The sequence below is a fragment of the Sphaerotilus sp. genome (genome assembly GCF_013299175.1).
In the GTDB taxonomy this organism is placed as follows: Bacteria; Pseudomonadota; Gammaproteobacteria; order Burkholderiales; family Burkholderiaceae_C; genus Sphaerotilus.
In genome coordinates, this window is record NZ_JAAFKF010000057.1 from 1 (window position 1) to 25,048 (window position 25,048).

Annotated in this window: 18 protein-coding genes and 1 pseudogene; 4 read left to right on the forward strand and 15 right to left on the reverse strand. The window is 69.5% G+C overall.

The window, feature by feature from the left end; genetic code table 11:
- Positions 1–1,419 (forward strand): annotated as a pseudogene (locus tag QZW52_RS11205) (Hsp70 family protein); the annotation flags it as partial.
- 67 nt (positions 1,420–1,486) lie between these two features.
- Complete coding sequence (asd, locus tag QZW52_RS11210) at positions 1,487–2,353, forward strand: archaetidylserine decarboxylase (RefSeq protein WP_293998641.1); 867 nt, start codon at positions 1,487–1,489, stop codon at positions 2,351–2,353.
- Positions 2,354–2,356: 3 nt separating this feature from the next.
- Here the strand turns inward: asd and QZW52_RS11215 are convergent, their stop codons facing one another.
- The 3 genes from QZW52_RS11215 to QZW52_RS11225 are packed head-to-tail and all read right to left on the reverse strand — an operon-like array spanning position 2,357 to position 8,021.
- Positions 2,357–4,579, reverse strand: a complete 2,223-nt coding sequence (locus tag QZW52_RS11215) for a helicase-related protein (protein WP_293998644.1) — start codon at positions 4,577–4,579, stop codon at positions 2,357–2,359.
- A 60-nt stretch (positions 4,580–4,639) separates the two neighbouring features.
- Positions 4,640–5,977, reverse strand: a complete 1,338-nt coding sequence (locus QZW52_RS11220) for a capsule biosynthesis protein (protein WP_293998647.1) — start codon at positions 5,975–5,977, stop codon at positions 4,640–4,642.
- Between the two features lie 10 nt (positions 5,978–5,987).
- On the reverse strand, positions 5,988–8,021 hold the full coding sequence (locus QZW52_RS11225) for a capsular polysaccharide biosynthesis protein (protein ID WP_293998649.1): 2,034 nt from the start codon (positions 8,019–8,021) through the stop codon (positions 5,988–5,990).
- A gap of 172 nt (positions 8,022–8,193) precedes the next feature.
- On the opposite strand from QZW52_RS11225, the gene QZW52_RS11230 reads away from it, so the two are divergent.
- Positions 8,194–9,198: a glycosyltransferase family protein gene (locus QZW52_RS11230; RefSeq protein WP_293998652.1), complete on the forward strand. Its 1,005-nt coding sequence runs from the start codon at positions 8,194–8,196 to the stop codon at positions 9,196–9,198.
- On the opposite strand, the gene QZW52_RS11235 is transcribed toward QZW52_RS11230, so the two are convergent.
- Genes QZW52_RS11235 through QZW52_RS11285 form a run of 11 tightly spaced genes read right to left on the reverse strand, consistent with a single transcriptional unit; the run spans position 9,159 to position 23,505 of the window.
- Positions 9,159–9,719 (reverse strand): FAD synthase family protein, encoded by a 561-nt coding sequence (locus tag QZW52_RS11235; protein WP_363226559.1) that lies wholly within the window; start codon positions 9,717–9,719, stop codon positions 9,159–9,161. The genes QZW52_RS11230 and QZW52_RS11235 overlap by 40 nt on opposite strands.
- Positions 9,689–11,110, reverse strand: coding sequence for a LicD family protein (locus QZW52_RS11240; RefSeq protein WP_293998655.1), 1,422 nt, complete (start codon positions 11,108–11,110; stop codon positions 9,689–9,691). The genes QZW52_RS11235 and QZW52_RS11240 overlap by 31 nt, the downstream gene beginning before the upstream one ends.
- 14 nt (positions 11,111–11,124) lie before the next feature.
- A complete protein-coding gene (locus QZW52_RS11245) occupies positions 11,125–11,922 on the reverse strand; it encodes an acyltransferase (protein ID WP_293998660.1) in 798 nt (265 codons plus the stop codon).
- A 24-nt stretch (positions 11,923–11,946) separates the two neighbouring features.
- Positions 11,947–13,242 (reverse strand): glycosyltransferase family 4 protein, encoded by a 1,296-nt coding sequence (locus tag QZW52_RS11250; RefSeq protein WP_293998663.1) that lies wholly within the window; start codon positions 13,240–13,242, stop codon positions 11,947–11,949.
- Positions 13,243–13,246: 4 nt separating this feature from the next.
- Positions 13,247–15,106, reverse strand: coding sequence for a glycosyltransferase (locus tag QZW52_RS11255; RefSeq protein ID WP_293998665.1), 1,860 nt, complete (start codon positions 15,104–15,106; stop codon positions 13,247–13,249).
- Positions 15,103–16,398, reverse strand: coding sequence for a glycosyltransferase family 2 protein (locus tag QZW52_RS11260; protein ID WP_293998667.1), 1,296 nt, complete (start codon positions 16,396–16,398; stop codon positions 15,103–15,105). The genes QZW52_RS11255 and QZW52_RS11260 overlap by 4 nt, the downstream gene beginning before the upstream one ends.
- Positions 16,395–19,115, reverse strand: a complete 2,721-nt coding sequence (locus QZW52_RS11265; protein ID WP_293998670.1) for a glycosyltransferase family 2 protein — start codon at positions 19,113–19,115, stop codon at positions 16,395–16,397. Before QZW52_RS11265 ends, QZW52_RS11260 begins: the two co-directional genes overlap by 4 nt.
- A gap of 34 nt (positions 19,116–19,149) precedes the next feature.
- Positions 19,150–20,784: a polysaccharide biosynthesis/export family protein gene (locus QZW52_RS11270; protein WP_293998673.1), complete on the reverse strand. Its 1,635-nt coding sequence runs from the start codon at positions 20,782–20,784 to the stop codon at positions 19,150–19,152.
- Between the two features lie 20 nt (positions 20,785–20,804).
- Positions 20,805–21,941: a KpsE/RkpR family capsule polysaccharide export protein gene (locus QZW52_RS11275; protein WP_293998676.1), complete on the reverse strand. Its 1,137-nt coding sequence runs from the start codon at positions 21,939–21,941 to the stop codon at positions 20,805–20,807.
- Entirely contained in the window at positions 21,938–22,630 is a 693-nt protein-coding gene (locus tag QZW52_RS11280; RefSeq protein WP_293998678.1) for an ABC transporter ATP-binding protein, read from the reverse strand. The genes QZW52_RS11275 and QZW52_RS11280 overlap by 4 nt, the downstream gene beginning before the upstream one ends.
- Before the next feature lie 38 nt (positions 22,631–22,668).
- Positions 22,669–23,505, reverse strand: coding sequence for an ABC transporter permease (locus QZW52_RS11285; protein ID WP_293998680.1), 837 nt, complete (start codon positions 23,503–23,505; stop codon positions 22,669–22,671).
- A gap of 149 nt (positions 23,506–23,654) precedes the next feature.
- Here QZW52_RS11285 and QZW52_RS11290 point away from each other — a divergent pair, with 149 nt between their 5' ends.
- On the forward strand, positions 23,655–24,209 hold the full coding sequence (locus QZW52_RS11290) for a hypothetical protein (RefSeq protein WP_293998683.1): 555 nt from the start codon (positions 23,655–23,657) through the stop codon (positions 24,207–24,209).
- Positions 24,210–24,216: 7 nt separating this feature from the next.
- On the opposite strand, the gene QZW52_RS11295 is transcribed toward QZW52_RS11290, so the two are convergent.
- A complete protein-coding gene (locus QZW52_RS11295; RefSeq protein WP_293998685.1) occupies positions 24,217–24,840 on the reverse strand; it encodes a YceI family protein in 624 nt (207 codons plus the stop codon).
- Positions 24,841–25,048: the final 208 nt, after the last annotated feature.

Genomic DNA, 25,048 nt, shown 5'->3' on the forward strand with positions numbered 1-25,048 from the left:
CTGCTGCTGGACGAAGGATCCGAAGCGGTGCAGGCCGTCTGCCTGTTGCCGCGGGGCAGCGAGCCGGGCCATGTGCTGGCGCTGGCCGAGCGCACCTTCACCTTGCGCCTGGGCCAGCCCGTGCGCTTCCATCTGGCGACTTCGACCACCGATGCCGGCCCGCCGCCCGCCATCGGCGCGGTGCTGACCCTCGCCGCCGACACGCTGCACCGCCTGCCGCCCATCGCCACCGTCGTGCCGCCGACCGAGGCCACGGCGGGGCGGCGTGACATCCCCGTGCGGCTGGAGTCCACGCTTGCGGAAGTCGGCACGCTCGACCTGCGCTGCGTCAGCGTCGAAGACCCGATGCAGCACTGGCAGCTCGAATTCCAGTTGCGCGCCAATGCCAATGCCACGGCGACCATGGTGAGCGCCGTGCAGTCCGACGCCCAGCTCGCACCCCGTCTGCCCGAGGCGATCGCGCTGCTCGACCGCGTGTTCGGCGCCAAGACGCAGAAGCTGTCGCCCAAGGACATCAAGGGCCTGCGCGTGCAGCTCGACCACCTGCTCGGCCACCGCGACCGCTGGTCCCGCCCGCTGGCGCGGCGGCTGTTCGACGTGCTGTGGCAACGCGCCCGCGGTCGGCGCCGTTCCGCGGACCACGAACGGCTGTGGCTCAACCTGGCGGGCTGGTGCCTGCGTCCCGGTTTCGGCGATCCGCTGGATGGCTGGCGCGTGGAGCAGGTCTGGACGGTCTTCGAGGCCGGCGCCGAACACCGCAATGATCCGCAGGTCGCCGCGCAGTGGTGGACGCTGTGGCGGCGCGTGGCGGGCGGTCTGCCCGAGGCGGCGCAACTGCGGCTGCTCGACGACTTCGGCTACAACCTGCAAGCCGCCGAACACCCTGGCGCGCCGCTGCCGCCGAAGCCACCGGGCCTCGTCAAGGGCGGCCACGACGACATGGTCCGCCTCGGCGCCGCGCTGGAGCGCATCCCGCCCGAGCACAAGGCCGAGGTCGGCGACTGGCTGCTGCAGCCATTCACCCCGGACGGCGCGGCCATCGCCCACGCCACGCCCGAGCGCGACGAGCTGCGGCTGTGGGCACTCGGCCGCCTCGGTGCCCGCCAGCCTTTCCACGGCAGCAGCCACGGTGTCGTGTCGGTGGCGGTCGCCGCCCGCTGGACCGATGCGCTGCTTACCCTCGACTGGAAACGCCGCCGCATGGCTGCCTTCGCCGCTGCCCAGCTCGCCCGCATGACCGGCGACCGCGTGCGCGATCTCGACCCCGATCGCCGGGCGCAGGTGCTGGCGCGGTTGGCCGCCTGCGGCGCGGCGCCGAGCTGGTCGGCGATGGTGCGCGAGGTGGTGCAGCTCGATGCGGCGGACGAGCAGGCGCTGTTCGGGGAGTCGCTGCCGGTGGGGCTGGTGCTGGTGGAATGAGTGGACACAGGGGGCGGGTAGCCCGTCGATACAATCCGCGCTCCCTGGCTCCCCCACCCGCCCGCCCATGTCCGACCGCCTCGCCGTCCTGCCCCAGTACCTCCTCCCCAAGCAGGCCCTGACCACGTTCGCCGGCTGGGTCGCAGGCAAGGAGCGCGGCGCCGTCACCACCGGCATCATTCGCCGCTTCGTGCGCCGCTACGACGTGAACATGGCCGAGGCGCTGAACCCGGACATCGCCAGCTACCAGTCCTTCAACGACTTCTTCACCCGTGCGCTGAAACCCGGCGCCCGCCCGCTGGCCCGTGCCGAGCTGATCTGCCCGGTGGACGGTGCGATCAGCCAGTTCGGCCGCATCGAGCGCGACCAGGTCTTCCAGGCGAAGGGCCACCGCTACTCGACCACCGCGCTGGTCGGCGGGGATGCGCAGCTTGCCAAGCAGTTCGACGACGGCCTGTTCGCCACGCTCTACCTCAGCCCGCGGGACTACCACCGCATCCACATGCCCTGCGACGGCCGCCTGCTGCGGATGATCCATGTGCCGGGCGAGCTGTTTTCGGTGAACCCGACGACCGCCCGTGGCGTGCCGGGCCTGTTCGCGCGCAACGAGCGGGTGGTGTGCGTGTTCGAGGGGCCGCGGGGGCCGTTCGTGCTGGTGCTGGTCGGCGCCACGATCGTGGGCAGCATGGCCACCGTCTGGCACGGGCTGGTGAACCCGCCGCGGCCGGGGTTCCTGCGCGAGTGGACCTACGCCGACCAGGACATCCGGCTGAAGCAGGGCGAGGAGATGGGGCGTTTCCTGCTCGGCTCGACCGTGGTGATGCTGTTCCCCAAGGATGCGCCGAGCGCCGGGCCGGCGCTGGCATTCAACCCGGCGTGGCAGCCGGCCGGGCCGATCCGCCTGGGTGAGGCGATGGCCGACCGGCCGCGCTGAGCGTCAACCGCGGCGTCCGCCGCGGGCTTGCCATAGCGGCTTCTTCGCCTTGAGCTGTCGCTCGATCCCGTCGTTCAGCCGGGTGCGCAGATCGACCACCTCGTCCAACTGCCCGTAGATGCCGGGGAAACGCAGGTCCAGCCACAGCCACAGCGTGCAGGTGCGCAGCGTCTGTTCCATGCGCTCCAGGCGGCTGTGTTCGTCCACGTCGTTCAGGAACCACGCGGCGCCGGCCTGCCCGGACTTGGCGTGGTGGCCGGCCCATTCGAGGAACTGCTTGACCTGCGCATCGGTGCGCGTGTCCACCGGCGCCTGTGCATAGACAAAACGCTGGCGCAGCGGCAGGTTGCCCGCCACCAGGTCGAGCTGGGCGGCGAGGTCGAGCATCTGGTCGAGTTCGGCCACGGCGAAGTGCGCGTTGTCGAGCTGGAGCTGTTCGACGAACACCCCGAGCACCTCGCGCAGCCGGTTCTTGCCCAGCCGGCTGGCGATGGTGTCGATGTGCCACCAGTTCGGCGCGACTGGCGCCTTGAAGTCGCGCGGCGCCTTGGGCACCTTGGGCAGCAGCGCCTTGAGCGTGCGCAGCGCCGTCGGCTCGGCTTCCTTCAGCACGCCGCAGAAGCCTTCCTCGTGGATGCCGAAGCGCCCGGCGCGGCCGGCGATCTGGTGGACTTCGGACTCGGTCAGCGGGCGGTCGCCCTGGCCGTCGAACTTGGTCATGGTGCTGAACAGCACGCGCCGCACCGGCAGGTTCAGGCCCATGCCGATCGCATCGGTCGCGACCAGCACATGCGACTCGCCGGTGGCAAACCGCTCGGCCTCCCGGCGGCGCACCTCCGGCGGCAGCGCCCCATAGATCACCGAAACCACCTGCCCGTTGGCGGCGGCCTGGTCGCGCAGCATCAGCACGTCACGGCGGCTGAAGGCCACGACCGCATCGCCTTTCTTCAGCGCACTCAGCGACACCGGGGCGGGCAGCAGCTCGACGTGCTGCTTGCGCTCGAAGCGTTGCACGGTGCATTCCTCGCCGCACAGACCGAGCAGGTTGCGCAGCGCCTCGACCGCATAGTCCGAACAGATGATGAGCAGTTCCTCCGCAGGCACGGCGACGATGGCCTGTGTCCACGCCCAGCCGCGGCTGTGGTCGAAGATCATCTGCGCTTCGTCGATGACGGCGACCTCGATGGGCTTGTTGGTATCGACCATCTCGATGGTGCTGGAAACGACGCGGGCGCCATCGGCCGGCACGCTTTCCTCGCCCGTGCGCAGCGAACACGGCACGCCGCGCGCCGCCAGCCGGTCACGGCCTTCGAGCGCGAGCAGCCGCAGCGGCGCGAGGTAGGCGCCGGCCTTGGCGGTGGCGAGCCGCTCGAACGCCTGCCAGGTCTTGCCGCTGTTGGGCGGGCCGACGAACAGCGTCACCTTGCGCTGCAGGCGGCGGGTCTGGGGGAAGCTGTCGGGGTAGCCTTGGAAGGCCAGTTCGGTGCTCAGGCCCTCGATGGTGTCCTGCTCGTTGACGCGGTGTTCCCAGCGGTCCTGGGCACGGGTGCAGGCGGCCATCAGGCTGTCGAGCGACTGCGACGTGGCGCACTCGGACTGCAGCGCGGGCAGCAGCGAACCGATCTGCCACAGGTTCAGCTCGGCGCTGCGGTTGACCAGCCGCTCCAGGTGGGCGGCGAGCGCCTCGGCGTGCGGGTAGTCGGGCAGCGTGCTCAGGGCCTTGATCAGCGCGGGCTTGTCGCCGGTGCGGAAGTAGTCCCAGATGTCCTGGGCGGGCACGGGCTGGTGGTGCGTCACCGTCAGGCGCCAGCCCTGGGCGTGGAGCTGCACCCCTTGGCGCGCTTCGCGCAGCCATTGTTCGCCGCGGCGGGCCACGCCTTGCGCGTCGAGTGTCGTCGCGCGCTCCAGCATCAGCGCGCGCACGTTCTGGCCCGAGCCGACCACGTTCAGGTGCTGCAGCGCCTCGGTCATCAGCGCCGGGTCGATCCAGCGGCTGGGGCGCTGGCCGGGCACCGCCTTCTGCAACAGGATCAGGCCCAGCGCGTCGAGGTGTGCGTCGGACTGTGCGCTGGACTCCAACTGGTAGTCACCGGGCTGCACGACCTGCGGCAGCAGATAGGCCGCCACACGGATGCGATCGACCTGTTCCGGGGTGAGGTGGGGCGGAATGCGGCTGGCGTGGCGGGGCTGGGGCAGGGGGCGGGGAGCTGTTGTTGTGGCGGACATCGGGGGCGGCACGGAGCCTGTTTCAAGCATCGAAGAAGGTGGAACTCTACCGCGTCGTGCTCAGGTACCTGCTGCGCGGCGGTGCGTGACCACTGGCCGCTCGGTGGTCAGATCGGCGTGCCGGGTCGTTCGAACGGGGTGGTGCGGGTGGGTGGGACGGGTTTGCAGGGCCGGTGCCTGGGCATAAAAACTGGCGTTGAGTTGCGTGTGCGCGATCAGGTGGCGCCGGAAACGCACGTACAGCGCGTGGTCCACCTCGCCCGGATCACGCCAGAACGCCGCCAGCGGGCCACTGTGGACGAGTCCCGGCACGCTGTAGACCGACTCGCCCAGGGTGATGACGGGCGCGCCGTGGTGCAGCGCCTGCAGCCCGACGGTGCTGTTGATGGTGATGACCCCGCGTGCGTGGTCGAGCAGCGTGGGCAGGTGCTGGTCGTGCAGATAGACCACCCGGTGGGCAATCTGCAGCCGCCGGGCTTCCTGCGCGATGTGGCGCCGGTAGTCGCTGTAGGCGCGGTCCATCGGGTGGTGCTTGATGACCAGACCGGTCTCGTCGGGGGCGTGTTCGGCGAACGAGTCCATCACGTCGGTGATGAACGCCTCGATGCTGGTGTAGGGCGAGTGGTGGACGATCTGGCTGTCTGACTGCACCTGCAGCGGCACGAGGAACCAGCGTTTGCTCAGCGCGGGGCTGGTGAGCCGCGTGTCCAGGCCGTGCTCGCTCACCCGGTAGTGCAGGTGGCGCAGGAAGCTTCTGGCCCAGCGCAGCGGCTCGGCAATGGGGTGGAGCGAGCGGTGGTGCTGCTGGTGCGGGTAGCACGGCCGCATCACCACGCTGGCGATGCCGTAGGCGGCGGCGATCAGGGCGGTTCGCCGGATGTTCTGGGTGGTGGGCTGCGGCGTCGGGGGGCGCGGCTGGGGGCGTTCGGCGTAGAAGCTGGCCGTGCGGGGCAGTCGCGACAGGGCGTTGACGCCACGGCGTTCGATGGTGACGTAGTGGGGCCGCAGATAGCCTTCCTCGAACACGAAGATGCCCACGCCAAGTTCTCCGGCCACCGCCCGCGCCACGCAGTGGACCGGGCGCATCTGGCCGAACAGCACCACGGCGTCGATGCGCTGGCGTTGCATCAGCGCCCGCAGCCAGGGTCCGAGCGCCTCCGGTCGGTCGGTGAAGCGCAGCGCGCCGGGGTGGCGCCAGAAGAGCTGGTCGCCGCCGTTGAAATGGACTTTGGTGACGTGCTGTCCCTGCTGGAGCAGCAAGGTGGCCAGATCGCTGAAGAACCTGCCCATCGGCCCTTGGAGGATCAAGGTGTGGCGCCGCTCGACCAGGGCGCGGAAGGCGGTCGGCCAGGGTGGGCTGGATGGACTGGGTGGCTGGGCGGGTTCGGTGGTGGGCATGGGCGCGGGGTCAGCGGTGGCGGCAGTGCGCCAGGGTGTGCAGCGCGCGGCGCTTGAGCTGCCGCCAGACGCGCCCCGCCAGCGACTCGGGCGGCCCGCCCAGCCGCTGCCATTCGCGCAGCTCGACCAGCGCCTGTTCGGGCGTGGTGTACGCGCCGGAATGGCGGCTGAGGTAGGTCGGATAGAGGATCAGCGTCGCGGCGACCAGCGCGTCAAGCTCCAGCCGGCGCTTGCGGCGGGCGCGGGCAGGGTGGTCGGCCGGGGCGCGGTCATCGGTCAGGCCCCAGCCGGCGTAGAAGGGCATGCCCCAGGTCGTGACCGGCCGCTCGCGCAGCAGCGCCTCGAAGCCGGTCAGCGAGGTCAGCGTGTGGACGGCATCCACGGCACCCAGCAGCGTGTGCATGGGCACGTCGGTGACGATCTCGTCGCAGTGGAGGCGCAGCCGGTCGCATTCGGCCTGCCACGGGCGGTCGGTCTGGCGCAGGCCGGCCACGACATCGGGGTGGGGCTTGTAGACCACCCAGGCATCCGGCTCGGCAGCCCGCACCGCCTGCAGCAAGGCGGCGTTGGTGCGGATGTCGGCCGCCCCCCACTGGATCGAGGCATCGGTCTCGACCTGGCCGGGCACCAGCACGACGCGCCGGGCGCCGACCGGCCGTTGCCACGGCGCACACCCGACGTTGTACTTGGTCAGCCCGGCGTTGACGATGGCGGTGCGCAGGGCGTGGGCGCGGTCGCACAGCGCGTCGTCGAAATCGTGGTGACGCAGGAGGTGTTCGAGGCGGCTCGGGCGGGTGGCGTCGAAGTAGATGCCCAGGTCGTCGATCACCCAGGACAGCGGCTGCGTCAGGTCGGCCCCCAGGCCCACCGAGCGCAGGAAGCCGTCCTCGATGCGCAGCACCGGGCCGGTGGCCAACGCGGGTGCCGGTCGGCGGCCCCACACGGCCACGGCGGTGGACGGCTCCAACTGCCGCTCTCGGCGCAGGAACTCGATGTCGGCGCTGCCTTGCAGGAAGGCGCGTGCAATCGGGCGTTTCCAGCGCGAAAAGCCCAGCACCTGCACCGGCGAGGGGCAGGCGGCGCGTTGCTGGCGCTGCAAGGCGAGGTGGGCGAGCAGCCGCTCCGGCTCGCACAGGCGACCGGTTTCGGGATCGAGGCAGCGCGGATAGGCGATCAGCGCCGCGTGGGTCAGCGCGGCGATGCCGGGATTGGCGGCGCGGCGGCGGGCGGGGGCGCTGAGGTGGTCGGCGGTGAGGCCCCAGCCGGCGTAGAACGGCAGACCGAAGCAGCGCACGGAGCGGCCATGCAGCAGCGCCTCGAACCCCATCTGCGAGCTGACGGTGTAGACCGCGCGGCACACGTCGAACAGGGCGGGTGGGTGGATGTCGTCGGCGATCAGCGTGACGCGGGTGGCTTCCGCGGGCGTGAGTTCGGTGAAATGGCCTTGCTTGTGGCCGGCAATCACGTCCGGGTGGACCTTGAGCCAGACAGGGGCGTCCGGGTGTTCGTCCAGCGCGGCTTGCAGCATCCAGCGGAAGTGCGCGGGGCTGGCACCGGCGCCCGTGATCGAGGCGTCGCCGGCGGTCTGGTCGATGACGAGCACGGGCGGGTCGGTGGCCGCCTGGCGGAGCAGCGCGTCGGGCAGGCCATCGTGGGCGTGGTTGTACTTGGAGACGCGGGCGGCGGCCCAGGCGGTGCGCAGGCGGGCGCCGCGTTCGAGCTGCGCGGCGCCGAGCGGGGTGGCGATCAGGCTCTCCAGGCGGGAGGGCTGCGCGGCGTCGTAGTAGATGCCCTGGTCGTCGAGCACGATCGACAGCGGCGGGCTGCGGTGGCCGAGTGCCGTGGAGCGCAGGAAGCCGTCTTCGGCACGCAGCAGGGGCAGGCCGTGGCGCTGGGCGAACTGTTCGGCGGTGCGGGCGCTGGGTTTGTGGCCCCAGGCGAGGACGGCGCTGGCGCTGGAGTCCGTGCCCGCCTGCAAGACCCATTCGGGCAGCAGCGCCGGCAGGGTCGGAACGCGCTGCAGACCGCGGGTGACGAGGGCCATGCGGGGACGGCGGTCGTTCAGTTGGCCGGCGGAAGGGGTACGGAGCCAGTCGAGTAGCATCGTCCGATGGTCGGCCACACCGGCAGCGGCAAAGCCCGGAAAAGTCGGTACGCGGCACGGCCATCTTGGCGTTTGCCCCCATTCTCCCGACTGGCGATCTTCCGACCTGCCCATGACCTTGTTTGACCGCTGGCGCCCGATCCGCCGACCCGTGGCGCCCACCGAGCCGGTGCTGCGCTGGCTGGTGCTGCAGCAGGGGGCGAATCCCTCGACCGACTACTACATCCGTCCGCGCGCGCAGGCCAGCGGGTGTCCGGTGCGTTACCGGGATCTGGACCGGGAGGCCCCGGTGCCGGACGATCTGCAGCCGGGAACGCGGGTCGTCATCGTTCGGTACCTGAATCCGGCGTGGGCCGAGGCGCTGCGGCGGCACCAGCCGCAGTTGGCGGGCATCGTCTATTTCATGGACGACGAGTTGCTGGATCCGCAGGCGTGGGACGGGCTGCCGGCGCCGTATCGGCAGAAGCTGCAACGCTACTGCGGGCGCATGCACCGGTCGCTGGCGGAGCTGGTCACCGCGTATTGGGGGTCAACCGCGCCACTGTGCGAGCGCCACGCGGACCTGGGCATGCAGCCCATGCCGCCGTTGCCGCTGGCCGAGGATGCGGGGCGGGTGCCAATCCGGCCGGTGCCGGGCGAGCCGGTGCAGATTTTCTACCACGGCACGGCGGTCCACATCGACGAGATGCGTTGGTTGCGGCCGGTGATTGCGGAAGTGCTGGTGGCGTGTCCGCTGGCGCAGTTCGAGGTGATCGGCGACCACGAGGTGAATCGGTTGTTCCGGGATTTGCCGCGCACGCGGGTGCTGCATCCGATGGGCTGGGCGAACTACCTGAGCCACTGCCGGTCGATGCGGGGGCACATCGGGCTGGCGCCGCTGTTGCCGGGGCGCTTCAATGCCGGGCGGTCGCCGACGAAGCTGTTCGACATCGCGCGCTGCGGGGCGCGGGCCTTGTGCGCGCAGCAGGCTCCGTACCACGACACGCCCGAGTCACTGGCGGAGCGCCGGCTGCTCGTCCTGCAGCCGGCGGACTGGGCCGAGGCGCTGGTGGCCTGGGCCCGGACTCCGGAGCCGGTTCAGGCGGCAGAAACCATCTTCAGCACGCCGATCGGCTGAGTGCCCTCGAACTCGGCGGTGCCTTCCATCTTGCCGATCATGTCCACGAGGTGCTGGGCGGCCGCCTTGGCGCGGCGGACCTCGTCCTGCCGCGCAACCTGGACGAAGTGGCGGATGTCGGTGGTGGAGATGTGCTCGGTGCGCGTCAGGTAGACCACGCGGCACACGTCCTCCAGGTGGTCGAACTTGCCCAGCCAGTCGTCGCCCATGGAGAAGATGTCGGCCCGCTCCCGCAGGATGTCGGCGCGCTTCTGGTCCCAGTGGTGTTCCGGAAACACGGCATCGACGTAGCGGCAGGACTGCAGCACCTCGACCCGCTGCGCATGGTTCAGGACAGCCTGCTTGCCCTTGACAGCGTTGAATTCGTCGGTGGAGCAGCCCACCACCAGGCGGTCGCCGAGTTCCCGCAGGCGCTTGAGCAGGCGCACATGGCCGACATGGAAGAGGTCGAACGTGCCATAGGTGATGACGGTGGTCATGGTGTCCTCGTTCAAGGGGTTGCCGACAGGGGCCAGGGCCATTCGAAGAACTGGTTCGGGGTGGTCCACGCAGGCCCGTACCGCTCGGTCAGGAAGGCGGGCGGGTCGGCCGGAGCCGGCAGGGTTCTGCCATGCAAGGTGACGGTGGCGGGCGGGTGAACGATGTGCTCGGGAATGGTGCGGATGTGCATTTTCTCCATGTGGAGAAAGAGGGTGTCGCCGTGGCCACGCCAGCACGGGAAGAGATCGAACTCCACGCCGAGGCTGGGGTCGCCGACGCGCATGTTGAGAGATTCCGGCAGCAACTGGACCACCCGGTAGCCCGTGGCGCGCAGTTGTTCTGCCAATGCGGTCATCTCGCGTTCGACCGCGGACCTGTCCGTTGCGCGGCTCACCAGCATCAGGTCCATGTCGTCATCGTGGGGAATCAGCGACTGGTCGCGCACGGCGCCCAGCAAGGTGCCGTAGGCGAGCATGGGCTGGTATTGCAGGGCTTGCAGGGTCTGGATGAGCTTTTCCGCGCCAGCCAGAAACAGCGCCTTGTGCTGCACCAGGTAGGAGTGGTGGATGCCGTGCCGCGTGATGACGTAGTGGCCCAGTTGATGCACCTGCGCGACGGCGTTGATGCGGTCTTGCAGTTGCAGGATGGCCTGGGGGGTGCGGAGTTTCTTGGCGATCGGCAACAGCAGGTGCAATCCACTGTCCTGTGTCATCCACGCAGCCAGTACCGTGGTTTCAGGGTCCGTGAGTGCGTGGGGGCTCCAGATGTCCACCAGCGGGAGGATGCGTCTCCACGCGACGCTGTGGAGTGCCGTGTCGGCGCAGAGCAGCTTGTCGGCCAACTGCTCCAGCAGGGTATCCCTGGTGCGCCGGGGGTCCGCGTCCAGACAGATGGACCCCGTGACCGCGCTGCACGCCTGCAGCGTGCCGAGCAGTTGCTCGCCACTGCCGGGGCAATGGACCTGCTGCCACCGATCGCCGACGAGGAGTTCGATGCACAGGGTTCTGGCCCGGATGCCCCAGTGATCCCCGCGGTTGAACAGGCGTATCCGCGTGATCTGGGTTTCCTGTGGCCAGGTGGCTTGCCACCACGGCGAACTCTCCGACTGGGTGTGAATGTCACCCCCGCGCAGCAAGTGGCCAGGGCCGAACCGCGGATCGTCTTCGTACACGGAACTCTGGGTGGTTTCCACACCGCACAGATCCAGATCCGGATCCAGGGCGTTGCAGCCGTCGCGGCCATGCAGCTCCAGGCCCGTCAGATTCAGGATGTGCGGGCCGCCATCCTCCGGGATGGTGGCGCGCATGCCCCGCACCGTGCCCGTCCACTGGAGGTCGAGACAATCGCTGTGTGTCGCGCCGAAATAGCCCAGCGCGGGCAGCAAGGTCTGCAAGGCACGCTGGTCCGGTGCGGGCGAGGGATGGGAGGGCATGGGCGGCATTCCGTTCATGCAGGGCCGAACCGGAAGCAATCCTGCGCCAGGGCCTGCACCACTTCCGCGCGTGGAAATTCCGGTCGATCCCAACTGACGTTGGCACGGGCCAGCCGGGCCGGGGCGCCGGCGGCCAGCGAATAGGGCTGCACGGAGCGGTTCACCAGCGACTTGGCGCCGATGATGGCGCCGCGCCCGACGGTGACGCCCTTCAGGATCAGCGCGTCCTGGCCCACCCAGACGTGCGGCTCGATCCGGACATCCGCTGGCGGGTTGATGCATTTGCCCGAGCGCAGATCGACCATCGGGTGCATGTCGGAATTGCGCACGCAGATGTTGTTGGCGAACATGCAGTCGTCGCCGACGGTGACGCGCGATCCATCGCCCTGCATGACCACCTCGCAGCCGTTGGACGTGGTGCCGGCACCCCAGAACAGGGCCTGCCGGCTGCTCCACAGACGCACGTTGACCATGGACCACTGGCGAATGTCTTCCCCGATGGCGATCGTGTTGTCATGGCCGTGGACATTGATGGCACCGAACAGCTCCGAATGCGCCCCCACGATGAGGGTGTTGCCGGTGGCGTTGCCGTGGAACACCAGGTGAATGGGGTGCGGACACAGTGGCTGGCGGGCCAGGTAGACCCGATTGCCTTGCAGGTTGCCCGAGACCGAGAGCTTGTCGGGGCGTGTCCTGATCTCGTCACCGGACAGGCATTCGAGCAAATCAAGGTCCGGGAAGGAATAGCCTGCCGTCCCGGCCAGCGGGCCGAGGCAGTGTTCGCGGAGGGAATTGGCGTCGGCTGAACCCATGCGGTGGCTCCGTGTGGTCAAGGATTACGCCATTTGCGCCATCTGCGCCACGGCCTGCGGCTCGGCCTGCGGCTCGGCCAGCAGGTCGAGGTGCGCGCGTGCGCAGGCCGCATGCACGATCGGGCGGGCCGTCTGGGTGCGCAGCTTCTCCCACTGGTCGGTGGGGGTCTGTGCGGCCTGTTTCATCCGCTGTGCCCACATCGCCGGGTTTCTGGGCGGCACATGGAACCCCGTCACCCCGTCACGCACCTTTTCGCGCATCCCCCCGATGTCCGACACCAGCAGCGGCCGGCCATGCACCATCGCCTCCTGGATCACCATGGGCGAGTTTTCCCACCAGATCGACGGCACGACCACCCAGTCCACCGCGGCCATGCGCGCGCGCAATTCGTCGGGCTGGTAAGGGCCGACCCACTGCACCACGCCTTGCCTGACCAGCGGCGCGCGCAGCTTCTCGATCTTGTCCTGGAACTCCTGGGGTTGCCATTCGAGGTTGGCGCCGTGGACTTCCAGCACGATGCGCTTGCGCTCCAGCGCCGACATCTCGGTCAGGGCTTCGAGCACGACGTCGAGTCCCTTGAACGGATTGATCTGGCCGAAGAAAGCAAAACGGTTGCGGGTTTCGCCGTCCTTCAGCGGCCGCGGCGGCAGCGGTGCCTCGTCGGCTTGGCCGTTTTCGATCACGACGATCTGCTCCGGATCCAGCCCCCAGTCGATGTAACGCTGCCGCAGGAATGCGGACGGTGCGATGAACTGATCGACGAACTCGAAGTGGCGCTGGAAATAGTGCTTGCGCAGCCAGAAATCCTCGGGGGTCTTGTCCGGAAAGCACTTGCTGCACTCGTCGAAACTCTCGCGGCTGCAGAGTTTGCTGCTGCCCGCCTTGACCATCTGGCCGTTGTTGCTGCAGATCGCCATGTATTCGTGCAGCGTCAGGACGATGCGGATCGACGGATCGACTTGCTTGATGACGCGCAGGTATTCGAGTCCCAGGTGGGCGTAGTGGTGGGTGTGGACCACGGTGGGTCGGAGTGCGCGGACCAGATCGGCAAACCAGGTGGTGAGCGAGTCCTGGTGGGCGGCCTTCATCAGGTGCCAGTCGTGGACGCCTTGCTCCCAGAGGTATTCGTTCGGCCTGCGCAGGGTGATCGCGCCGGATGCGCCCCGGCCCCGGTCGGCACGGCCCAGGAACCAGGCGGCCTCCACGTCCGGCTGCTGCCGGTAGGCCTGGAAGAGCTGGTAGGCCGCGAGTTCGCCCCCGCCCAGGCTGAAGTCCGGGTGGGCGTGGGCCATGACGAGGATGCGTTGGGGTGTGCTCATGGGGTCAGGCGGGGGTGCTGGTGCGGGTGTTGGCGGCCGAGGTGGAGGCGATCACGGCACCCCAGCGGTTCTGGTGGCGCACGGCGTTGTAGACCACGACGCGGGTGCGGAACTCGTCCTCGCCCAGCAGCTTGAAGGACTGCCGCTCCAGGTGCGTGAGCTGCACGGTGGGCAGGTAGGCGATGTGCTGGCCCTGGGCGCGCAGCTTCAGGCACAGGTCCGAGTCCTCGAAATCGCCGATCAGGTAGCCGGTGTCCCAGCCGCCCACGCGGTCGAAGTCGCGGCGCCGCAGCACCAGGCACGCGCCGGTGATGGCCGGCACCCGCGTGAGCGCCGTGCAGGGGTCGAGGCTGGGGTCCAGGCCCATGTGCGGGTGGTGGTTGATCCAGATGCCGAGTTCGTCCCGGCGCACGAACGCCATGCCGGCGTGCTGGATCGCGCCATGCCCGAAGACCAGGCGGGGACCGACGGCGCCGATGTCCGGGTGCTGGTCCAGCACGTCCATGAGCGCCGGCAGCCAGCCCGGCTGCTGCGGGAAGGCGTCGCTGTTGAGAAAGACCAGGTGCTCGCCGCGGGCATGGGCCGCGCCGAGGTTGTTGGCGCCGGAGAAGCCGCGGTTGACGTTGCCCCAGACCCAGGTGAAGGGCTGCTGGTAGAGCCGGTGCAGCGACTCGGCCTGCTGGCTGAAGGAATCGACCAGCTTCGGATCGTCGAGGACGTAGACCAGCTCGGCGTGTTCGCGTATCCAGGGATCGCGGGCGAACTCGACCAACTGGTGCTCGACGAAATCGGTGCGGCCATAGAGCGGCACGATGATGCTCGCCCGCGGCTGCGCCACGGCCTGCCCGAGGTGCTTGACGCGCTCCGGCAGGTGTTTCCAGCGTTGCTGGCTCAGGGCGATGATCGGGCTGAGCAGGGGCTCGTCGATCTGCGCGATGCGCTGGTGCAGATCCTGGATCGGGGCATACAGGCTGAAAAGCTGGCGGGCGGCCTGGCGGGGATCGACCGACAGCTCGGCGCACAAGGTCTCGCTGATGGTGTGGACGCCGGCCTCGGACACGGTTTTCAGGCGGACGCGGGTGTTGACCTTGAACTGGTGTGCCGGGGCGATGAAGCCGGTGTCGAGCTGGATCGCGTGGGGGAACGCGGCGCCCACCGCGTCGATCACGTCCTGGCGGTAGCGGCGAAAAGCCCCGTCGAGCGGGGTGATGTGGCCCTCGTCGTCCTCCAGCCAGATGGGTGCGTCCGGGTCGTGCAGCACCCAGCCGAAGACGACGGCGGAATTCGTCTGCTTGCAGGCGAACGCCCCTTCCAGATAGCCCGCGGCGTTCGGGCACGGGCCGGTGGCGGGGGTTGCCCGGGCCACCATGGCCTGCCACTGGGGCGAGTAGCGCGCACACTGGTGCGTACACAGCGCCACCGCCGTGCCGAGTGCGCCCTGGTCGGCTGCCGAGAACTCCTCGGGGGCCGCCACGGGCGTGAGGCTGGCGTGCTGGAAGGTGTTGCCGGTGCCGCGCCAGGCGAAGGTGATGTGGGCCGTGCTGTCCCCGCCTTCACCGATCCGCTCGGCGATCAGCACGAAACCGAGGTCGTCCGGATCCTGCAATTTCAGGTGGGCGGCCACATCCGTGCGCGTGACCGACACGGTGCGTGTCTTCAAGGGCGTGCCCTGGCTGAACAGCGCCAGCTCCACCGGGGCGGAGCGCCAGCCGGCCACCACCAGCACCGTGCCCAGGGTGTAGGCGAGATCGACCTTGACCTGTCCGATGGCACCGATGTCCCCGGCGGCAAAGCGGGCGGGTCGGGTCTGGATGTCGATCGTCGGTTCTGCGACAGGTTCGGGCTTGGAGGTGAACAATTTCACTGCGTTTCCTCTTGTGCGGCGATGGTGCAAGGCGCTGTGGCATCCGGTCGGACCAGGGCCTGGTCGGGAACGGCAAAGACGCCACCCGGTGCCTGGCCCGCCATGGCGCCTTGGATCTGCACCCAGCTTGCCCGATCCGGAAAATTGCAATCGCTCAGATTGAGCTGGAATCCGCAGTGTTCCGCGGCCATGGGGAAGTGCTGTTTCAGGTCAGGCCGGGGACAGCGGTCGATGGCGGCGATCTCCCAGCGGTGCGCGCCCACCTGGACATGCAGCCGGTCAGCGGCGGCGCCGCTTTCGTGCATCGCCCAGCCGCGCAGGCACAGGCGGCCGTCCCGCCACTCGATGCGGTCGATGTGGCCCTGCACCCCGTGGAACGGAGCGGCATACGTTGGCGCTTCGGTGTTCGGCTCGGGCACCGCGTGGCCCGCGTCGGCCAGGGCACGGACCAGTGCCGCCATGCCCAGCCGGGTCGCCTGCAGCAGCCACGGTGGCAGACGGTCGCCGGTGTCGTTGCGGTCATGGGCCTCGAAATAGGCGGTCCCCTTTACCCGCCCGACGGTCGCTGCGCTCCCGTTGCGGGCCTTGCGTGTCTCGAACTCCTCGCGCGACTTGACGATGTAGTGGTTCAGCCGCAGCCCTTGCCAGACCACCCGCTCGCTGAGGCCCAGCCCATGTCGCGCATGGGGAGTGACCTCGCTGCCATCCGTGTGGACACAGCGCCAGCCCGGCTGCAGCACGAAGTGGTGCGGATTGCTGTGAACTGCCGCAAACGCCGCCCGGCGCAACACCGTCTTGTAGTGGTGGTTGGCCCCGAACTCCTGGTGCGCCCGGCGCGTGAACCGTTCGCAAACGAGTCCCGCGCTGTGGTTGCGCAGCCAGGCCGATCCGTGGATGGCCCAGTTCAGCACGACCGCGCCGATGTCCTCCTGCGCCGCCAGCGGGGCGAGCACCTCGGCGAGGCTGCGCGCGCCGCCGGTCGGCACGGTGAACTCGTCGGCGTCGATCACGGCGATCCAGTCCTCGTCGCGGGCGTGTGTGCCCAGCAGCTCGGCGTAGGCCGGCAATTGCGGCGCCTGGCCGGGCGTGGACGCAAACGCGATGCGCCGGATCACCCCCAGGTCGTGCAGCGCCTGGAGCAGCTCGGACGTGCCGTCATCACTGATGTTGTCGGCAATGTAGAACCGCTCCACCCCCAGCGCCCGGTGGTGGGCGATCCACTCCAGCACATAGGGATGCTCGTTGCGGAAGATCGCGGCCAGGGCGATGCGCGGTGGGGGCAGCAGGGTCATCGGTGTGTCGCGGGTGGGAGGATTTCGGTGGTGCTGGCGAGGCTGTAGTGTTCGTGCAGGCGGGTGAGCCGGGGGTGGTAGTGGGGGTCGTCCTGCAGCCAGTGCGACCAGCGTTGCTGCATCACGGCCACCTCGCCGAGGAAGCGCGCGCGCTTGGCCGGGGTGGTGTCCGCACCGCGGCTGACGGATTCGTGGTGGTACAGCTCCGCGTGCGGGGTCCACACCGACCGGTAGCCGGCGGCCATCGTCTTCAGGCAGAAATCGACATCGTTGAACGCCACCGGCAGGCCCTCGGCATCGAGTCCGCCGACCGCGTCGAACAGGGCCTTGCGCACCACCAGCACGGCGCCCGTCACCGCGCTCGGGTTGTAGAGCGACCACAGCCGGCCGAAGTAGCCGGGCGACGCGCGCGCCGCGCCGCGCAGGGCGTGGTTGGCCACCCCGCCCACGCCCAGCACCACGCCGGCGTGCTGCACCGTGTCGTCCGGGTAGTACAGCTTGGCGCCGACGCAACCGATGTCCGGGCGCAGCGCGTGGCTGACCAGCTCCTCCAGCCAGTCCGCGCTGATGACCTCGATGTCGTTGTTGACAAGGCCCAGCACGCTGCCACGGGCCTGTGCGGCGGCGAAGTTGTTGATCGCCGAGTAGTTGAAGGGATGGTCCCAGCGCAGCACGCGGGCGCGGCCGGCCGCTTCGGTCCCGGCGTCCAGCGCGGCCAGGTAGGCCAGCGTGCGCGGGCAGCTCGACTGGTTGTCCACCACCAGCAGCTCGTAGCGCGGGTAGGTGCTGCGCTGCACGATGGAGTCGATGCAGGTGCGCAGCAGGTCGTGGCCATCGCGTGTCGGGACGATGAGGCTCACCAGCGGTGGGTCGGCCGGCAGGGGCCAGCGGTGGCGGTAGAGGCCCGGCGCGACCACGCTGACCTCCACGCCAGGGTGGCAAGTGTCGAAATGGTCTTGCAAGGCGCGCCGGCCGGCGTCGCTCGCGTAGTCCTTGCGGGCGTGGCCGCTGGCCGTGGAACCTTCGGACATGCGCCAGTGGTAGAGCACCTGCGGCAGGTGGACGATGTCCTGCGGATCGCCGACGCGGGCGGCGCAGCGCAGCACCAGGTCGTGGTCCTGGCTGCCTTCGTAGCCGACCCGGAATCCCCCGACCGCCTCCACCAGCGCGCGTCGGAAGACGCCCAGGTGCGAGAAGCAGTTCTGCGAATACAGCAGATCGGGTGACCAGCCGGGCTTGAGGTAGGGGCTGCAGCGGGTGCCGGTCTCGTCGAGCTTGTCTTCGTCCGAGTAGAGCAGTTGCGCGCTCGGGCGGGCCTGCAGGGCTTCGGCGACCGCGAAGAGGGCGTGCGGCGCCAGCATGTCGTCGTGGTCGAGCAGCGCGATGAACTCGCCCGTCGCCAGCGCGAGCGCGGTGTTGCTGGCGGCGCAGATGTGGCCGTTGTGTTCGCGCAGTGCCAGCCGGATGCGCGGCTCCGCGGCGGCCTGCGTGGCCAGCCACTGGCGCACGCCCGACCGGGTCGAGCCGTCGTCGGCGATGCACAGCGTCCAGTGCGGGTAGGTCTGGGCCTGGACGCTCTCGATGCAGGCCAGCAGATGCGCCTCGTTGGCGTTGTACGTCGGCATGACCAGCGAGACGGTGGGCCGCCAGGCCCAGGTGCCGATGCGCTGGCGCTGGGTGTCGGCCGAGGGCAGGGCGGGGAGTTCGATCCCGCGGATCCAGTCGGCGTACTGCACCAGCTCGGCACCACGGGACTCGAACAGCGCCGTGTAGTCGTCCCAGAGCACCTCCAGATCGGCGGCATCGGGTGGTGTTGCACTGCGGTAGCGGGGGTGGTGGGTGCGCAGCTTGTCGCGCATCCGCTGGTGCGCGAAGGTTTCGGCGACGCGCGCCAGCCGGAAATGCAGGACTTCGAACGCCCCGGCAGCGGCCATCGGATCGAAGCGCACCCGCGCATCGCCCTGCAGCCGCACCAGCCGCTTGGCCAGCACCTCCGAGCGCAGCGGCAGACCGGCCGAGCGGGCCTCGGCGTCGCCGGCCGTGCCATCGTCGAAGTAGAGCCGCGCCACCGCCCGCGCCGCCGGCAGCCGCAGCGTCACCTCCAGCATGTACCAGCCGGCTGCCACCGGGTGGGCCAGCCGCAGTTGCGGGTCCGGGCCGGTGGCGAGGTAGCGGTGTTGCGCGCAATGGGTGGCTTGCGGGGCCTGTGGAGCGTCGGGACAGGCGAGGTCATGCGCTGGCTGGAGATCGTCGCGGTCATGCTGCAGACGCAGGCGTTGCACGGCCGCCGCCATGCGCTGCCCCGCCCGCCCCAGCCAGACCGGCAGCGGTCGGTGCGGATTGGTCCACAGCGGCTCGATCTGCAGTGCCGACACGCAAAAGCGCCCCGGCCGGTCCAGCGGGTCGAGCCGCCAGGCCAGGCAGGGCTGCACGGTGTGGCATTCGCCCTGCCAGGTGCCGTCCGCCAGCCGCCGCAGCGGCACGCTCAGCGCATCGGCGAACCCGCTGCCCGTGTTGAGGTAGACCGCCGGTGTGGCCAGGCCATCCTCGGACTCGACCAATACCGTGACGCGGAACGCCCCCCGGTGCGGCGGTGCGGCGAAACGCAGTTGCGGATCGTCGCCCACCGCCCGCATGGGCCAGCGGCTGTCGCCGGTCAGTTCGATGTCGCGCAGTTGTCGCAGCCCGAGGGCTTGCAGCGTGTCAGGGGGCGCCATGCGTCGGGGACTCCGCAGGAAAGTGGCTCGGGACTCAGAGCGCCAGCAGCACTTTGGCGGCCACGGCGATCTGGTAGATGATTTGCGTGATGCCGCGGGTGATCTCGATGCGCTTGGTGTCGATCTTGGGCAGCACCATGATTTCATCGCCAGGTTGAACGCCTGCAGACTCGGCTGCGGTGGTGGCACTGCCGTCCTGGTGCAGGACGATGAGCCGCGACTGGTCGGCGCCCTGGTTGAATCCGCCGACCTTCTGGACGTAGTCGGTGACACGGGCCTTGGCGTCGTGGACCACGGCGTTGGGGAAGAGCACCTCGCCGCTGACCAGCACGAGGCTGCTGCGCTCGGGGATGCGGATGGTGTCGCCGTCTTCGAGCGTGGTGGCGCGGCTGGTGTCGGACTGGTCCAGCACCACCTGCCCGCGTGGCTGCACGGCGCCAGCCCGCTCGATGAACTTCAGGATCAGGTCGGCCTCGCGGGTGCGCAGGGCGGCTTCCTCGCTGGTGGCGCTGCGGGCGGTGAGGGCATAGGTCTCCAGACTGCGCAGCGAGGTCTCCAGCGATTCGCGCTGGCGCGTGGCCACCGAGCGGCGAAAGAGTTGCAGTGCCGCCAGGTTGGCCTGTGGCAAGGGCCGCACACGTGCCAGCGCATCGCCCAGCGTCGCGCCGTAGGGCAGGACTTGCGTGCGCTCGCTCTGGTGGGCGCCTTCGATGCGGACCAGGATCGTGCCGGGGGATTTGTCCGAGGTGAAGGTGACTTCATCGCCATCCGCGATGCGGACATCGGCGGTGTCGGCCAGCGCGTGGTATTCGCTGCGGCTGGTCGCCCCGAGCTTGCGCACGATGCTCAGGTGGGTGGCGCCGGGTTTGGGGCGGGCCAGGGCGATCAGCTCGCTGGCCGGGACGCTGGCTTGCTCCAGCTCGAACACGAAGGGATTGAACGCTTCACCGCTGACCTTGACGGCGTGCTGGCGCGGGTGGGCGACGACGGTGTCGCCGTCCTGGAACTGGATGTGCTCGATCTGGCCGTCGGTGAGGAAGCGGTAGAGGTTGAAGCGGGTGCGCAGCCGCCCGGCGCGCAGGACATCGACCTGCAGGTAGCTGCCGCGCTCGGCGTCGATGCCGCCGGCCTGGTCGAGGTAGTGCAGCACCGAGTTCGATGACACCCCGTTGTAGAGGCCCGGATGCTTCACGTAGCCGGTGACATAGATTTTCACGGGCTGTGCGGTGTCGAGGCTGGCGTAGCTGCTGACGTTGGCGCGGAAGACACGCTTGACATGGGCCTGCACTTGCGCGTTCAGCTCGCCGTTGCGCACGCCCTGGACCCGGATCGGGCCGAGGTTGTGCAGGAAGATGTTGCCCTGGGCATCGACGCCCTGTGTCAGCTCCATCGCGAACGCGCCCCACAGGCGCACGCTGATCCGGTCGCCGACGGCGATCTGGTAGTCCGGGTTGAAGCCGGTGAAGGACTGGCCGCCGAAGCGGCCGCTGAACATCTGCGCACCGAATACCGGGGTGGCGGCGGTGGCGGTGGCCGTGGCGGCGGTTGCCAGGTGTTCTGCCACGGCGGCTGCAGCCGCTGCCGTGGCCGCAGCGGGGGCAGCGCCGCTCGCGCTGGTGTGGCCCAGCAGCCCGAGGCCGCACAGAACGAAGGTCGTGAGCAGTTTCATCGTGGGGTCCGGTGGCGGTCTCAATCCTGGTGTTCGCGCACGGTGGCCACACCCAGGTGTGCGATCGTGAACACGGCCAGGCACAGCAGCAGCAGCGTCGAAAGCTCATACAGCCGGCGCGGGTACTCGGCCGTCTCGGGCCGGGTCGGCGGCTCGATGACGACCAGGCTCTTGACCTTGCGGCTGGCCTCGATGCGGGTGGCTTCCACGGTGGCCAGCGCGCTGCGGTAGGTGCCGTCGGCCAGTGCGGCGCGGGTCTTGATGTCGTGGAACGTCAGGGCCAGGCGGTTGAGCGCCTCGCCACCGCCGGGCGTGGCGGTGGCACTGCGGGTTTCGCGGCCGATTTGCTGCTCGACGGCGGCCACCTCGGCCCGCAGCGTGACGATGTCCGGCGCGTCGTCGTGCAGGAACGCCCGCTTGGTGGACAGCTCGGCCTCCAGCTTGGTCAGCCGGCCACGCAACTCGGCGGCACGCTGGCCGGTGGCCTGGGCGTCGGCTTGCGGGTCGAGGGTGCGGTGGCGGGTCTGGAAGTCGATGAGGCTGCGCTGTGCGGTGGTGAGCTGCTCTTCGGCGCGGCCCAGCTCGCCCTTGGCGAAGGCGAGCTGCTCGTCCGAGATGCGGTGCGAGATGTCGTTGACGAAGCTCTCGGCCTCGCGCAGCAGCGCCCGGTTGATCCGCTGGGCGTGCTCGGCGTCGAAGCCCTGGACGCGCACCGTCAGCAGCCCGCTGAGGTCGTCCAGCGAGAGTTCGACCCGGCGGCGCCAGTAGTCCAGCATCTGTTCCTGGCTGGCGTGGGGCCAGAGGCGGTGCAGGACGTCGGTGTGGGCGGATTCGAAGTGCGCGCGCAGGGCCAGCTCCTGGTCCAGCCGCAGCAGCAGGTCTTGCGAGTGCAGGTATTCGCGCAGGTAGCGCGTGTCCTCTTGCGACATTGCCGCCGCGCCCGGCAGCAGCATCGACAGTCCGTTGACCACGGAGGCTTCATGCCCGGCGCGGCGCACGGTGATCACCGTCGTGCTGACGTAGCGGTCGCTGGCCAGGAAGCCGTAGTACAGCCCGGCGAGCACCATGGGCAGACCGATCGTCAGGGCCGCCAGCCGGTGGCGCAGGCACAGGGCGTTCAGGCGAGACAGGCGGGACAGGGGGGGCAGTGCGCTCATGCTGGAACCGCTTCGCGTGGTGCCACGGGGGCGGGTTGCTGGTAGGCGGCGATGCCTTCCTTGACATCGTGGTAGACCGTGGCCGAGCCGCCGGGCCGCAGCAGCACCACGACGTTGCACAGCCGCGCGATCTCGCCCATGTTGTGGCTGGTGTAGATGACGTTGGCGCGGCTCAGGCGTGCTTGCAGCATGTCCTCGCTCTTCTTGCGGAACGCCGCGTCGCCCACCGCCGTCACCTCGTCGATCAGGTACAGATCGAAGTCGAAGGCCATCGCCAGCCCGAACATCAGCCGCGAGCGCATCCCCGACGAGTAGGTTTTCACCGGCAGATCGAAGGACGCGCCGATCTCGGCGAACGCCTGGACGAAGACCACCTTCTCGCGCATCTCCTCGGCCGAAGCCGCGTGGATGCGGCAGACAAAGCGCACGTTGTCCCGCCCCGTCAGCGAGCCTTGCAGCCCGCCGGCCAGACCGATCGGCCAGGACACGCGGCGGTCGGTGACGATGCGGCCGCTGTCGAGGTGGTCAAGTCCGCCCAGCAGGCGCATCAGCGTCGATTTGCCTGCACCGTTCGGCCCGATCAGGCCGGCGTTGCTGCCCGTGGGGATCGAGAGGTTGAACTGGCGAAAGATGTAGCGCCGGCCCAACCGGCTGGGGTAGCTCTTGGTGACATCGATCAGATCGAGCATGGCGGGTGTCGAGGGTGCGGGGTGCAGAGGTGTGGCGGTCAGCCCACCTGGAGCCGGTGGCGCCGGACGCGGTACAGCCCCAGCCCGGCCAGCACCGAGCCAACCGCCCAGGCCAGCGGCAGCGTCCAGCCGACGTGCGGGCTGGCCTGGTAGGCCGGGCCGAGCTGGGCGCTGCGCAGCAGTTCGAGCAGGTGGGCGAGGGGGTTGTAGAGAAAGAACACCTGCAAGCCCAAGGGCAGGCTGCCCAGCGGCATCAGCGCCCCCGAGGTGAAATAGATCGGCAGGAACAGCATGGTGACGAGACCCCGCAGGCGGTGGAGCGGTGCGGCCGTGCCGACGGCGAAGAACAGCCCGAGCGCGCCGCCAATCACCGCCATCAGCGCGAGCGCAGCGAACAGCTCCAGCGGCCGGTGGGGCAGCACCGGGTGTCCCGCCCAGCCCAGCGCGGCCATGCACAGCCCCATCACGGCGCAGAACACCAGCACCTCGACCACGCCGCGCGCGACCACGGCGTCGATCGGCTGGACTTGCCGGTAGGCGAACAGCCCCTGGTTGGAGTCGATCGCCTCCATCAGCCGCAGCGCCAGCGAGCGGAACAGCAGGAACGGCATTTGCCCGCTGACCAGGAACAGCAGCGTGTCCACCCCGCCGATGGTTTGTGCCCGCATCGCGCCGTAGAGCGCGAGCATCCCCAGCATGTTGAGCACCGGCTCGCCGATGACCCACACCGCTCCGCCCCAGCGACCGTCCAGGCGCGTCTTCAGCTCGCGCAGCGAGAGCGCGAACACGACGCTGCGCATCACCGCCCAACTGCTGCGCCGACGGGGCACGAGGGTCCGCTCAGGCGTGTGGTCGAGGAGGGTCTGGGTGGGCATGGCGCCATGCTAGGCGGCCTGTGCCGAAACTTAAGTGCGAAAAAAGCGCCCGTTTCCAGCCATGTCGGCCTGTGTTTCGGGTCTGGTGCGCGCAGGGATGGCTGCCTACGCTCCATGTACCGTGAACTAACACCGAAAGTCGAGTCTGCATGGCGCATGGCACTTCAGATTTCCCGCAACGCCTGCGGATCGGTGCGGTCTGCACGCTGGTCGGCTGGGCGTCGTGCGCGGGTGCGGCATGGGCACTGGATCCCGCGCCGGCGCAGTGGTTGCTGCACACCGGCGGGTTGTCCCACCACTTCGAGCCGACCCACGCGGCAGGCCGCCAGTGGAATGAGCAGCATCCTGGTCTGGGCCTGGAGCGCCGCGAGACGGACCGCACCGACTGGCACTGGCGCCAGTCGGTGGGCATCGTGCAGGATTCGCGCAGCGTCTGGGGCGGCTACGCGGGGGCGTCGCTGATGACGGAGTGGCGCACGCCGGGCACGGCCAGCGTTGGGGTGGGTCTTGGCGCCTTCGCGTTCTACCGTTCCGTGAGCTGGAGCGGGCGGCGGGCCTGGGTTCCCGCGCTGTTGCCGACCCTGTCACTGGGCCTGCTGGACGACCGGCTCGGTGTCAACCTGATGGTGGTGCCGCCGATCGGGACAGACGGGGAGCGCCGACCGGCGCTGGTGTTCGTGCAGATGACGTACCGGATGCAGTGACCGCCGCTCAGGGCGCGGACTCCTGGACCGCCTCGACCTGCACCAGCAGCCGCACCTCGTCGCTGACCAGTCCGGACGCCAGCGTCATGCCGAACGCCGCCCGCGACAGCGTCGCCTCGAAATCCCCGCCACACACCTCGCGCCGGAACAGCAGGTTCAGCCCGCACTTCCAGCGCCGCACGGTGAGCGTCAGCGGCTGGCTCTGGCCGCGCAAGGTGAGTTCCCCGTGGATCTGGCGCGGCACATCGCCCTCGAACGTGGCGCGCCGGGCGACGAACCAGGCCACGGGGTGCTGGCCCGCATCGAGCAGTTGGGCGCCGCGGAGCACGCCGTCGAACGCGGTCGAACCGGTGCTGACCGAGCGGGTGTCCACGGTGAAGCCCAGGTCGATCGTGGCGGTTTGGGCGTTGAAGGCGATGCTGCCGTCGAGCTTGTCGAAGCGCCCGCGGCTGGTGGAGGTGCCCATGTGCAGCACCTCCCAGTGGACGAAGGTGTGGCCGGGGTCGAACTGGTAGCGGTGCGGTGGCACCGCGGGTGTGGTCTGGCCGAGCGCCTGGGGCGGGCCGCACAGTGCGCCAAGCAGCGTGAAGAACAGCGGGAGCAGCGGGAGCCGGACAGGCAGGGCAGGCATCGGCGGACTTTCGGGGTGGATGGCGATCGGGCGTGGGTGCAGTATCGGCGCCACCGTGCTGAGCTAGGATCGTCGGGTCTTTTCACCAGAAGGCGCGAGAAGCCCCGTCCTTCAGGGCGGGGAGGCAGAGCGCAGGCTTGCGCAGCGAGCCATTGGCTTGGTGGTCGAGTTTTCTGTGGCATTGTTGACTGGATTTATATACAGTACC

Coding starts and splice junctions, on each gene's coding strand:
- QZW52_RS11295 (WP_293998685.1), bottom strand. CDS start 24,840: ATGCCTGCCCTGCCTGTCCGGCTCCCGCTGCTCCCGCTGTTCTTCACG.
- QZW52_RS11275 (WP_293998676.1), bottom strand. CDS start 21,941: ATGAGCGCACTGCCCCCCCTGTCCCGCCTGTCTCGCCTGAACGCCCTG.
- QZW52_RS11240 (WP_293998655.1), bottom strand. CDS start 11,110: ATGCCCTCCCATCCCTCGCCCGCACCGGACCAGCGTGCCTTGCAGACC.
- QZW52_RS11245 (WP_293998660.1), bottom strand. CDS start 11,922: ATGGGTTCAGCCGACGCCAATTCCCTCCGCGAACACTGCCTCGGCCCG.
- QZW52_RS11220 (WP_293998647.1), bottom strand. CDS start 5,977: ATGCCCACCACCGAACCCGCCCAGCCACCCAGTCCATCCAGCCCACCC.
- asd (WP_293998641.1), top strand. CDS start 1,487: ATGTCCGACCGCCTCGCCGTCCTGCCCCAGTACCTCCTCCCCAAGCAG.
- QZW52_RS11225 (WP_293998649.1), bottom strand. CDS start 8,021: ATGGCCCTCGTCACCCGCGGTCTGCAGCGCGTTCCGACCCTGCCGGCG.
- QZW52_RS11265 (WP_293998670.1), bottom strand. CDS start 19,115: ATGGCGCCCCCTGACACGCTGCAAGCCCTCGGGCTGCGACAACTGCGC.
- QZW52_RS11260 (WP_293998667.1), bottom strand. CDS start 16,398: ATGACCCTGCTGCCCCCACCGCGCATCGCCCTGGCCGCGATCTTCCGC.
- QZW52_RS11235 (WP_363226559.1), bottom strand. CDS start 9,719: ATGGCCCTGGCCCCTGTCGGCAACCCCTTGAACGAGGACACCATGACC.
- QZW52_RS11250 (WP_293998663.1), bottom strand. CDS start 13,242: ATGAGCACACCCCAACGCATCCTCGTCATGGCCCACGCCCACCCGGAC.
- QZW52_RS11285 (WP_293998680.1), bottom strand. CDS start 23,505: ATGCCCACCCAGACCCTCCTCGACCACACGCCTGAGCGGACCCTCGTG.
- QZW52_RS11230 (WP_293998652.1), top strand. CDS start 8,194: ATGACCTTGTTTGACCGCTGGCGCCCGATCCGCCGACCCGTGGCGCCC.
- QZW52_RS11290 (WP_293998683.1), top strand. CDS start 23,655: ATGGCGCATGGCACTTCAGATTTCCCGCAACGCCTGCGGATCGGTGCG.
- QZW52_RS11280 (WP_293998678.1), bottom strand. CDS start 22,630: ATGCTCGATCTGATCGATGTCACCAAGAGCTACCCCAGCCGGTTGGGC.
- QZW52_RS11270 (WP_293998673.1), bottom strand. CDS start 20,784: ATGAAACTGCTCACGACCTTCGTTCTGTGCGGCCTCGGGCTGCTGGGC.
- QZW52_RS11215 (WP_293998644.1), bottom strand. CDS start 4,579: ATGTCCGCCACAACAACAGCTCCCCGCCCCCTGCCCCAGCCCCGCCAC.